This window comes from Photorhabdus kleinii, assembly GCF_025384885.1.
Classification (GTDB): Bacteria; Pseudomonadota; Gammaproteobacteria; order Enterobacterales; family Enterobacteriaceae; genus Photorhabdus; species Photorhabdus kayaii.
On record NZ_JAJAFY010000014.1, the window covers coordinates 80713 to 92179 of the forward strand.

At 43.8% G+C, this 11467-nt stretch carries 10 protein-coding genes; 8 read left to right on the forward strand and 2 right to left on the reverse strand.

The window, feature by feature from the left end; genetic code table 11:
• The first annotated feature begins 44 nt into the window (after positions 1 to 44).
• The 8 genes from LG003_RS09625 (at position 45) to LG003_RS09660 (ending at position 9980) form a co-directional block, all read left to right on the forward strand.
• On the forward strand, positions 45 to 965 hold the full coding sequence (locus LG003_RS09625) for an EamA family transporter (protein ID WP_112878601.1): 921 nt from the start codon (positions 45 to 47) through the stop codon (positions 963 to 965).
• 750 nt (positions 966 to 1715) lie between these two features.
• Positions 1716 to 3323, forward strand: a complete 1608-nt coding sequence (dppA, locus tag LG003_RS09630; protein ID WP_112878599.1) for a dipeptide ABC transporter periplasmic-binding protein DppA — start codon at positions 1716 to 1718, stop codon at positions 3321 to 3323.
• 117 nt (positions 3324 to 3440) lie between these two features.
• On the forward strand, positions 3441 to 4460 hold the full coding sequence (gene dppB / locus LG003_RS09635; RefSeq protein ID WP_112878598.1) for a dipeptide ABC transporter permease DppB: 1020 nt from the start codon (positions 3441 to 3443) through the stop codon (positions 4458 to 4460).
• A gap of 10 nt (positions 4461 to 4470) precedes the next feature.
• Positions 4471 to 5370: a dipeptide ABC transporter permease DppC gene (gene dppC, locus LG003_RS09640; protein WP_112878597.1), complete on the forward strand. Its 900-nt coding sequence runs from the start codon at positions 4471 to 4473 to the stop codon at positions 5368 to 5370.
• Between the two features lie 12 nt (positions 5371 to 5382).
• A complete protein-coding gene (gene dppD, locus LG003_RS09645; protein ID WP_011144700.1) occupies positions 5383 to 6363 on the forward strand; it encodes a dipeptide ABC transporter ATP-binding protein in 981 nt (326 codons plus the stop codon).
• Positions 6360 to 7379: a dipeptide ABC transporter ATP-binding subunit DppF gene (gene dppF / locus LG003_RS09650; protein ID WP_112878596.1), complete on the forward strand. Its 1020-nt coding sequence runs from the start codon at positions 6360 to 6362 to the stop codon at positions 7377 to 7379. Before dppD ends, dppF begins: the two co-directional genes overlap by 4 nt.
• A gap of 224 nt (positions 7380 to 7603) precedes the next feature.
• Positions 7604 to 8311 carry a HAMP domain-containing protein gene (locus tag LG003_RS09655; protein ID WP_112878595.1) on the forward strand — a complete coding sequence of 236 codons (708 nt, stop codon included), beginning with the start codon at positions 7604 to 7606 and terminating at the stop codon, positions 8309 to 8311.
• 178 nt (positions 8312 to 8489) lie between these two features.
• Entirely contained in the window at positions 8490 to 9980 is a 1491-nt protein-coding gene (locus LG003_RS09660; RefSeq protein ID WP_112878594.1) for an insulinase family protein, read from the forward strand.
• Between the two features lie 42 nt (positions 9981 to 10022).
• Here the strand turns inward: LG003_RS09660 and LG003_RS09665 are convergent, their stop codons facing one another.
• Entirely contained in the window at positions 10023 to 10229 is a 207-nt protein-coding gene (locus LG003_RS09665; protein ID WP_046395265.1) for a 2-hydroxymuconate tautomerase family protein, read from the reverse strand.
• Positions 10230 to 10284: 55 nt separating this feature from the next.
• Positions 10285 to 11277, reverse strand: coding sequence for an inner membrane protein YhjD (gene yhjD / locus LG003_RS09670; protein ID WP_112878593.1), 993 nt, complete (start codon positions 11275 to 11277; stop codon positions 10285 to 10287).
• Between the last annotated feature and the right edge of the window lie 190 nt (positions 11278 to 11467).

Below are 11467 nucleotides of genomic sequence, written 5' to 3' on the forward strand. Positions count from 1 at the left end.
TATCGGAAATTTAATTTTTGGAATAATAAAATAATAGGTGATATATGTCTTCATATAATGGCGTAATATATGGGGTTATTTTTTGCCTCATCAGTGCAGCATTTGATGTGTTTGTTGCGTATTTAACGCAATCGATAAATTCAGCTATTGTTATCTTTTATTGCTTTATATCATCTACTTTATTATTTATGATGATAAGTATTTTCAAAGGGATTGATCAATTAATTGTGAAGGTCCGCAAGAACACCTTATTGGTGTTAATTGTTAATATCTCAATTCTATTAAATTGGGGGGGATTAATCATTTCGCTACGTTTTCTTGAGCCTGCAATAGTGGGTGTTGCTTCAGTGGCTTGTGGCCCTGCGATAACAATCCTCCTTTCATCTTTTATCGATAAAGACGAGGCAAAAACAGAAAAATTAGAAGTCGTCATATCTTGGTTAGTTCTCATTGGGGTAGGTGTGATGCTAGTGAATACATTTTTAGGAAATAGTGGATTATCATCAACCTCAACTCAGGATAGGATTATTGGCATTGTTAGTGTGATAATTGGTGCTGTAGGAACGGTATTATACACTATTTTTTCTAAGAAATTATTCAAGGAAAAATGGCAAACATATGAGATATTGTCTGTTAGAAGTATCTTAATGGTGATACTTTCATTTTGTTATATTTCACTATCCGATGTTTCTCTTAGTTTGAATATTGATATGATTCTTCCGATGTTGATTCTTGTTGCTGTCGGGCACTTACTTCCAATCTATCTCGTACTGAAGGCAATTAATGCCATTACCCCTCTTCATGTCTCTTTGTTATTTCTATTAATACCTGTATTTACGATTCTTTTTCAATATCTTGATTCACGCATAGCGTTTTCTATTGAAAGTTTGATTGCAGCCTCGGTTATAGTTTCTTTGTTAACTATTCTTGGTTTAAGTAAGATAAGAAAAGACAAAAGGGTATAATGAGGTATAAATAGATGGAATATTACGACCGATAATAACTAAGTTAACAACAGATTTAGGGAAAATTAGTGATACTGTTATGTCTATTATTGAACTGGGGAATTTTTACAAGGTTATAAAGAGAGAGGCTTATAAACTCATTAAGCACGTCTATAATGTATGTCTAATTAATCACCGTCTTGGTTTATTCACCGATAATAATTTTATAGCGGAATTAAGAAAATTACCTTCTTTCTATGAAGTTGTTTTTTATGTGATGAAATTGGAGTAATTAATGAAACCAGAGGTGATGTAAACGTAGATAAACTAGTAACAGGTTTTTGTATGTATTTATATTATTAATGTTATACTTATTTGATTAACTTTTCAGGTGCCGATTTTATTCGGCACACAGCATTTTATACCAGTTATCATCTTTTCTAGTGAAATAATCGTTTACTAATTAATCAAACAACCACAATTTTTGCGCACAGGTTAATAGTGATTAATCCTGCATCCATGAGCTTTTTATGGTCTTTTTGTCTATAAAACGTGCGAGTTGTCATGTTTTTGTGCTAACTATGTTAATTATTAGTTTCCTTTGTGTTTTCCTGTTGTTTGTGACATCTGTTGAGATCTTATTGACGCAAGAGACAACAGTTGTTTAATTGATAAGCTGAAAATAATAAACAAAACCTAAACAGCGCAGTTTCTGACAGAAAGTGCAGATTCTGACTGTACACAACACCACCACAAATGGAGTGCAAGAAAATGACAACTTTCTCTAAAGGGGCGAAGTTATTGAAGCTAGGGGTCAGCTTAGTTGCATTGGCAGTAACCGCCAGCGTTCAGGCAAAAACATTGGTTTATTGTTCCGAAGGCTCACCGGAAGGCTTTAATCCTCAATTGTTCACTGCTGGCACAACTTATGATGCCAGCTCCAGACCACTGTATAACCGTTTGGTTGAGTTCAAAACAGGTACAACTGAAATTATCCCGAGCTTGGCTGAAAAATGGGATATTAGCGATGACGGTAAAGTTTACACTTTTCATCTGCGTAAAGGCGTTAAATGGCATGAAAATAAAGAGTTCAAACCCACCCGTGATTTTAATGCTGATGATGTGATCTACACTTTCATGCGGCAAAAAGATACAAGCCATCCATACCACAAGGTGTCAGGCGGCAGCTATGAATATTTCATTGGCATGGGTATGAGTGAGATAATCAATAAGGTTGAAAAAGTAGATGATTATACTGTGCGGATTGAACTGAGCCGCCCGGAAGCACCATTCCTGGCTGATTTAGGTATGGATTTCGCCTCTATTATGTCAGCAGAATATGCAGATAAGATGATGAAAGCCGGTACGCCAGAGAAAGTCGATCTGAATCCAATTGGTACAGGCCCGTTCCAGTTGGTGCAATATCAGAAAGATTCTCGCATTCTGTATAAAGCCTTCAAACAATACTGGGGAGATAAAGCCAAAATTGACCGGCTAGTTTTCTCTATTACTCCTGATGCATCCGTTCGTTATGCAAAATTACAGAAAAACGAATGTCAGATCATGCCATATCCAAATCCAGCAGATATTGCCCGCATGAAACAGGATAAAGATATCGTTTTGCTGGAACAGCCTGGTCTGAATGTCGGTTATGTCGCTTTCAACGTCACTAAAAAGCCATTGGATAACGTTAAAGTTCGTCAGGCGTTGACGATGGCAGTCAATAAAGACGCTATCGTTGAAGCGGTTTATCAGGGCGCGGGTCAGAAAGCTAAAAATCTGATCCCACCAACCATGTGGGGTTACTACAATGATCTTAAAGATTACCAGTACGATCCAGAAAAAGCGAAACAGCTCCTAAAAGAAGCAGGGATGGGAAGTGGTTTCACCATTGATCTGTGGGCAATGCCCGTACAGCGTGCATACAACCCGAATGCCCGTCGTATGGCTGAAATGGTCCAGGCTGACTGGGCAAAAATTGGTGTTAAGGCCAAAATTGTCAGCTATGAATGGGGCGAATATTTGAAGCGAGCTAAAGATGGCGAGCATCAAATTGTGATGATGGGTTGGACGGGAGACAATGGTGATCCAGATAACTTCTTCGCAACTTTGTTTAGCTGCGCAGCCAAAGAACTAGGTTCCAACTACTCTAAATGGTGTTACAAACCGTTTGAAGATGTTATTCAGCCAGCCCGAATCGTTGCTGAGCATGCTAAACGTGTTGAGCTTTATAAACAGGCTCAAGTTGTGATGCACGAACAGGTTCCGGCCCTGATTGTGGCTCATTCCACGGTGTATGAACCCACTCGTAAAGAAGTTAAAGGTTATGTCGTTGATCCTCTAGGCAGACATATTTTCAGCAACGTGTCTCTCGAATAATCCTGTTCTTACTTAAGGCGTTTATTAAATTGTGAGCCAAAGGGGGAAAGTCCTCCCCCTTATCAAGCCAAACGGCCTGAGAGCTGTAACCGGCATTTAAAAAAGAGAGTTCGGGATATGTTGCAGTTCATACTCCGACGTCTGGGGTTGGTAATCCCAACGTTTATTGGCATTACTTTACTGACTTTTGCTTTTGTCCATATGATCCCCGGCGATCCGGTGACCATTATGGCCGGGGAACGTGGAATATCGGCTGAGCGCTATGCCCAGCTAATGGCCGAAATGGGGTTGGATAAACCACTTTGGCAGCAATACTTTCATTATGTAAGTAATGTGTTACATGGTGATCTTGGTATCTCCATGAAAAGTCGTATCTCTGTGTGGGAAGAGTTTGTTCCCCGTTTCAAGGCAACTCTTGAACTGGGGATATGCGCTATGTTGTTCGCTATTGCTGTCGGTATTCCCGTTGGTGTCCTGGCGGCAGTAAAGCGGGGTTCTGTTTTTGATCATACTTCGGTAGGCCTTTCTCTAACCGGATACTCTATGCCGATCTTCTGGTGGGGGATCATGTTGATCATGCTGGTTTCTGTTCAGTTGGATCTGACACCAGTATCTGGTCGGATAAGCGACAGTGTTTTCCTTGATGACAGTTATCCACTAACAGGTTTTATGCTAATCGACACACTATTCTGGGGTGAAACCGGTGATTTTAAAGATGCGGTGATGCATATCATTTTGCCTGCCGTTGTCTTGGGGACGATTCCACTGGCGGTGATTGTCCGTATGACCCGATCTTCTATGTTGGAAGTACTAGGTGAAGATTATATCCGTACTGCACGCGCTAAAGGTTTGAGTCGTATTCGTGTGATTGTGGTCCATGCGCTTCGCAATGCATTGCTGCCGGTTGTAACCGTTATCGGCTTGCAGGTGGGCATTATGCTGGCGGGGGCGATCCTGACTGAAACTATTTTCTCTTGGCCGGGGCTTGGACGCTGGCTGATCGATGCCCTTCAACGCCGGGATTATCCGGTGGTTCAGGGAGGCGTATTACTGGTGGCGATCATGATCATCTTGGTTAACCTGATAGTTGACTTGTTATATGGCATCGTTAACCCGCGTATCCGACATAAGAAATAGGGAGCACATTATGTCTCAAGTGATTGAGCCTGCAAACAGTGCGCCGAAGATTATGACGCCGATGCAGGAGTTCTGGTATTACTTTAAGCGCAATAAAGGGGCTGTTGTCGGTCTGGTTTATATTGTGCTGATGTTGTTGGTTGCTCTGTTGGCGGGGGTGCTTGCCCCACACGGTGCGGCTGAACAGTTCCGCGATTCTCTGCTGACGCCGCCGGCATGGCAGGAAGGGGGAAGTTGGCAGTTTATTCTGGGTACTGATGATGTTGGGCGTGATTTACTTTCACGTCTGATGTACGGCGCTCGGCTTTCATTGCTGGTAGGTTGTCTGGTGGTGGTGCTATCCCTGTTGATGGGGGTTGTTCTGGGAGTGCTGGCGGGTTATTTCGGTGGTGTGGTGGATATCATCATCATGCGTATCGTTGATATTATGCTGGCATTGCCAAGCCTGTTGCTGGCTTTGGTGCTGGTGGCGATATTTGGGCCATCCATTGTCAATGCTTCACTGGCGTTGACCTTTGTGTCTCTGCCACATTACATCCGTTTAACTCGTGCTGCGGTGTTGGTAGAAGTTAACCGTGACTATGTGACGGCTTCACAGGTGGCGGGAGCGGGTTCCATGCGCCAGATGTTTATCAATATTCTGCCTAACTGTCTGGCGCCGCTGATTGTGCAGGCTTCTCTGGGTTTTTCTAATGCCATTCTTGATATGGCTGCTTTGGGTTTTCTGGGGATGGGGGCGCAGCCACCCACGCCGGAATGGGGAACAATGCTGTCTGATGTATTGCAGTTTGCACAAAGTGCCTGGTGGGTAGTGACGTTCCCGGGGGTGGCGATTCTGCTGACAGTGTTGGCGTTTAACCTGATGGGCGACGGTTTGCGTGATGCACTTGATCCTAAACTCAAGCAGTAGTGAGGTGGCGAAATGGCACTGTTAAATGTAGAAAAATTATCGGTTCACTTCGGAGACGAAGAGGCACCATTCCGCGCTGTTGATCGCATCAGTTACCGGGTGGAGCAAGGGCAGGTTGTCGGGATTGTTGGAGAATCTGGTTCAGGTAAATCGGTCAGTTCATTGGCTGTAATGGGATTGATTGATTATCCGGGTAGAGTGATGGCTGACAAGCTGGAATTTAACCAGCGTGATCTGACCAAAATTTCCGAACAAGAACGTCGCCAACTGGTTGGTGCGGAAGTGGCAATGATCTTCCAAGATCCGATGACCAGTTTGAATCCCTGTTATACCGTTGGGTTTCAGATTATGGAAGCGCTGAAAGTGCATCAAGGCGGCAATCGTCGTACTCGCCGCCAGCGGGCGATTGATCTATTGACTTTGGTCGGTATCCCGGATCCTGCATCGCGTCTGGATGTGTATCCGCACCAATTATCGGGTGGTATGAGCCAACGGGTCATGATCGCAATGGCGATTGCTTGCCGGCCAAAATTACTGATTGCTGATGAACCGACAACCGCTTTAGATGTCACCATTCAGGCGCAGGTTATTGAACTGTTGTTGGAGTTGCAACAACGGGAAAATATGGCGCTAATATTAATCACCCATGACCTGGCATTGGTTGCAGAAGCCGCTCATCATATTATCGTGATGTATGCCGGGCAGGTGGTGGAATCCGCCAAGGCATCGGAAATCTTCCGGGCACCACGTCATCCGTATACTCAGGCGTTGCTCCGGGCATTACCTGAATTTGCTACGGATAAATCCCGTCTTGCTTCTTTACCGGGTGTTGTGCCGGGGAAATATGACCGGCCTATCGGGTGTTTACTGAATCCACGTTGTCCATATGCAAATGACCATTGTCGTCAGGTGGAACCGGAATTAAGAACGGTGGGAGAACGTCAGGTGAAATGCCATATACCGTTGGATGATGCGGGGAGGCCGACAGTATGAGTGAGTACCTTTATCCGGCGCAGCAAGTATCCACTGTGCCGTTATTAAAAGCGACAGATCTGAAAAAATATTATCCGATTAAAGGGGGGCTCTTTTCACCTGCTAGAACGGTAAAAGCGTTGGATGGGGTCTCTTTCGAATTGGAAAAGGGAAAAACGCTGGCAGTTGTTGGTGAATCGGGGTGTGGTAAATCCACGCTGGGGCGATTGCTGACGATGATTGAAAAGCCAACCGACGGGGAGCTTTATTATCAGGGGCAAGATCTGCTGGTACCCAATAAAGATTCTGAAAAGCTACGTCGTCAGAAAATCCAGATTGTGTTTCAGAATCCTTATGGTTCACTTAATCCGCGTAAGAAAGTTGGGCAGATCCTGGAAGAACCTCTGCGGATCAATACCAAGTTGAACGCACAGGAACGTAAAGAGAAAGTGTTGCAGATGATGGAAAAAGTGGGGCTAAAAACCGAACACTACAGCCGTTATCCGCACATGTTCTCCGGTGGTCAACGCCAACGGATTGCGATTGCTCGTGGCCTAATGTTGGACCCGGATGTGGTGATTGCGGATGAACCGGTTTCTGCGTTGGATGTCTCGGTGCGGGCGCAGGTGTTGAACCTGATGATGGACTTACAACAAGAGTTGGGACTCTCTTATGTCTTTATTTCCCATGACTTGTCTGTGGTTGAACATATTGCTGATGAAGTGATGGTGATGTACCTCGGTCGTTGTGTGGAAAAAGGCCGTAAGGAGATGATTTTCAGTCATCCACGTCACCCCTATACACAGGCATTATTATCAGCAACGCCAAGGCTGAATCCTGAATTACGCCGTGAACGGATAAAATTGACCGGCGAATTACCAAGCCCAATGAATCCACCGCCCGGTTGTGCATTTGCCGCTCGTTGTCGCCGGGCACTTAGCATTTGTACTCAGTTTCAGCCAAAATTGAATCAATATAGTGATCAACTGATTGCCTGTTTTGCGGTTGATCAGGATGAAAATGTTGCGGTGGAATAATTGGTTGGCAATTATTCAATAAAACATCTTTGGTGATAATGGGTTAGCCATTATCACCATTTAAATATTTACTTATATTTCTGATAGCCACCAAAGGCAATTATTTCAGAAAAATAACGACTTGGATAAGTGAAACAGGATCGCTAGCGATAAAATCAAGTATACTCAATTCCATTGATCACGTGTTATAACTGCGATATCCACAGGCATTGGTTTAAGTAAAAATGAAATTGCGCGTCAAACGTTCGTTAACCATTAAACAGATGGCCGCAGTGACCGGCGTCACGCTGGTGACCATTGCTATTTTTATTACGATCCAATTGTGTCATTTTATACAGCAACGTAAAGATGATTATGTCAGCCAGCTTAATAATGCGGCAGCTCAGGTACAGGCACCTTTAACGGAAGCACTACTTAATTCCGATCTCAGTAAAGCAAAAGAGTTGCTGATAGGGCTGCGCACTGTAGGTATTTTAGGACGTGCGGATGTGGTGTTACCGGAGGATATCCGGGTGATACGATTGAGCTTTGCTACCCATCGCTCGATCCCCGAACTGGCTAAACGTGTTTTTGGGATCCCTGTGGAAGTGAGTATTCCTCTTCATGTTTATGGTTCAGTATCGACAGATGCTAAACCGCTAGGGCATCTGATTTTGCAAGTGGATTCCAACCGAGTATATCGTTTTGTCATTAATACGTTGGCGCTGATGCTGACAACTTATTTATTACTGGCCCTTATCCTTACGGTGTCGATAAGCTGGTGTATCAACCGGATTGTTGTGCGCCCATTACGAGACATTGCGCGGGATCTTAATAACGATCAACCATCAGAGCCAATGGCTTGCCCTAAATACCATCAGGATGATGAACTGGGTATGCTGATCAGGGGATATAATCGTCAATTTAATAAACATAAACCTCCGTCATCATGAAACCATTCATGGCGGTTTGAGGTCTAATCCTCAGTTATAATCCTGACAGGATTTCGCCTGCTAAAATTCAGGTTTTTGCTTTTTCTACCGTTATTATTGGTCGAAGGGAACATATTCTGTCATCAATGGTTAAACCTTCGAAGGCTAAAACCAAGGATAGACATTTATAGGGGTTCACATGCAGGGTACGAAAATTCGTTATTTTATTGGTGGGATAATGCTGGCAGTTGCGGGCCAGACGCAGGCAGAAGCCTTGCAGCCTGACCCTGCCTGGAAACAAGGTAAATTGGAAAACGGTTTTAACTGGCAAATTTTGCAGACGCCACAACGTCCTAACGACAGAATACAGTTGCGCCTGGTCGTGAAAACAGGGTCACTGGCGGAGAAAACCCAACAAACGGGTTATACCTGGTTGATTCCGAAAGTCGTGCTCTTTAGTAGCAAAAGCTTATCTTCTACCAAATTAGAGCAGTTATGGGACAGTGCTATTGATCCAAAATACCCGCTGCCTCCAGCTATTGTTTCATATGATTTCACACTCTATAGCTTGAGCTTGCCACATAATCGGTCTGAACTACTAAAAGATGCATTGAACTGGTTGGCTGATGCAGCGGGCAAAGCGGTATTTACACCTGAGACTCTACAACATGCCATGAAAATGGCTGATACATCCGTTGCAACCTATCCACCAGATATACAAGATCCCGTGTGGCGTAGACGTTTGAAAGGTTCAACGCTGTTAGGGCACGATCCGGCACAAAACGCGCCTCAACCTATTGATTTGGAGAAGCTTAAGCAGTTTTACCGGCAGTGGTATACCCCTGACATGATGACGTTATACGTTGCGGGACATGTGGATAGCCGTACTTTGCCGGAGAATATCAGCCAAGCGTTTTCATCATTGAAAGGTAAACGTCATACTCCGGCCACCATTGCAGCGTTATCGCCGATGAAACCGGAGACCATAGGGATTATCAGCGATAAAAAGAAAGAAGATACTTTATCCTTGATTTGGGATCTCAATTGGCAGCCGATTAATGATTCACATGTGCTTAATCACTATTGGATTAGTGATATTGCCCGCGAGGCAATTTATCGCTATCTGCAACTTGGGTTGGAAAGAAAAAATGATAAGGCGTTGAAATTGGGGCTGGATTGTAAAGTCCAGTATCATCGTGCGAGTTGTGCCCTGAATCTCAACACGGCAGCTGGTAATTTAAAACCCGCAATGGAGTATCTGGCGGCTGAATTGGTCACACTACGCGATAAAGGATTGCCGAAGGGGCAGTTTGATGAGCTATATGCGCAAAAACAAGCACAACTCAGCCAGTTGTTTGCCATGTATGCTCATACCAGCACGGATATTCTGATTAATCAGCGCCTTTTGTCCCAACAGAGCAATGTGGTGGATATCGCTCCTGAACAATATCAGCGTTTGAGACAAGCATTTTTAGCTTCATTGACTCCTGAAATGCTTAATCGTGAGTTGAAGCAGATCCTTTCGCAAGAGGTTGCATTTATTCTGATTCAACCGAAAGGGGAAGCGGAGATGGATGTCGACCAGTTAAGAAACAGCTTTAATCAGATTATGTCGCTGACGCCACATAAGGATAAAGTTGACATTCCGGCACAACCACCGATATCTAAGCCTGATGCAAAAGCGTCTTAAAGAGGTAAAAGGGCGGGTAATACCGCCCTTCATCATTGGAGACTACTTTTTAGCTTCAGCTCTAAGTTCCGTCACATTCTTACCGCCGATTCCCCAGTTATCAGTATCGACTTCATCAATAATGACAAAAGTTGTCGCCGGATTTTTTCCTAATACATCGACCAGTAACTGAGTAGCACCTTCAATTAATTGTTTCTTTTGTTCTGCTGTAGCACCTTCACGGGTAATTCTGATATTAACAAACGGCATAAATAGCTCCTTATTCATTGGGTTATTATTAGCAGATCGCTCTGCCAGGGCACATTTATTCGGTATTTTTATAATTATTATCCGCAGTGGCTATCCAGGCAGCGCAGAACAGCGTTAGGCGGGCAAAAAGATAGAAAAATGTCATCAGGCCGATAACAGAGCCAAATGCGGCGCCAGAAGGGGAATTGGCGAGACGTGGTAACGTCATGGTCATAATATATTTGATCACTTCAAAGCCTATTGCTGCCATTAATGTCCCTCTCAATAATGCTTTACGTTCTGGCTGGTGGCGAGGCAATACCCAGAATAGCCATAGGAAAAGCAGATAATTGGCTGAAATAGAAATGGCCAATCCAATCAGGAACCAAGATGGACGCAGCCATTCAATGCCATCTAATCCTAACATCTTAACAATGGTTGCTTGGGCGGAGCCTGCGATAGAGGTCAGTGATAGCGTGATTACCAGTGCTAATAATAGCCCAATTAGAGAAATAGCATCACGAAGATATTTAAAATAGATCTTCTCGTTATCTTCCTGATTTCGCATCCAGACAGGGTGGAATTGGGCAAGAATGGCCTGACGTAAATTACTGACCCAATTCACACCGGAATACAGCGCAATTGCCAAACCGGTCAATCCCACGGTAGTACGTTGTTTAATTGCCGTATCGACACTATTTTTCAGTGTATTGGCAAGAGTCGGATCACTAATACTGTTGGCGATACCATTAATCAGTTTTGCCAGCAAATCGGGATTAGAGGCCAGAATAAAACCGGCAATGGCGAAAGAGAGCATCAGGATTGGAATAAGTGATAAAAAGGAAAAATACGTTATTGCGGCGCCAAACTGATTACCCATCCGATCATTAAAACGCAGCGTTGCACGGATAAAGTGGGCGATAATAGGAATATTGCGGATATAATTTCCTACTCTGACCGTCAGAGAAATCGCTTTTTTACCGTGGTGAATGCCTTTCTCCAAAGGTGTTCTGGATAACCTTTCCTGCTGATGTTGGGTTGTTTCCTGTTTTTTTGCACGCTTTGGCATGTATAGCCTCAAATAGTTACCTTGTATGAATATGAGCCATCTCATCATGCTATACTTCTACGATATTATTCCGTTGTCAAATCTGGGGCACTTGTCACAGTGATATGCCATCAGCCTAACGAGGAGAGATTTTCCGGACGATAGTCACGGATAAAACTTAATCTTTCATTAATTCTTTCTGAGAAATTAA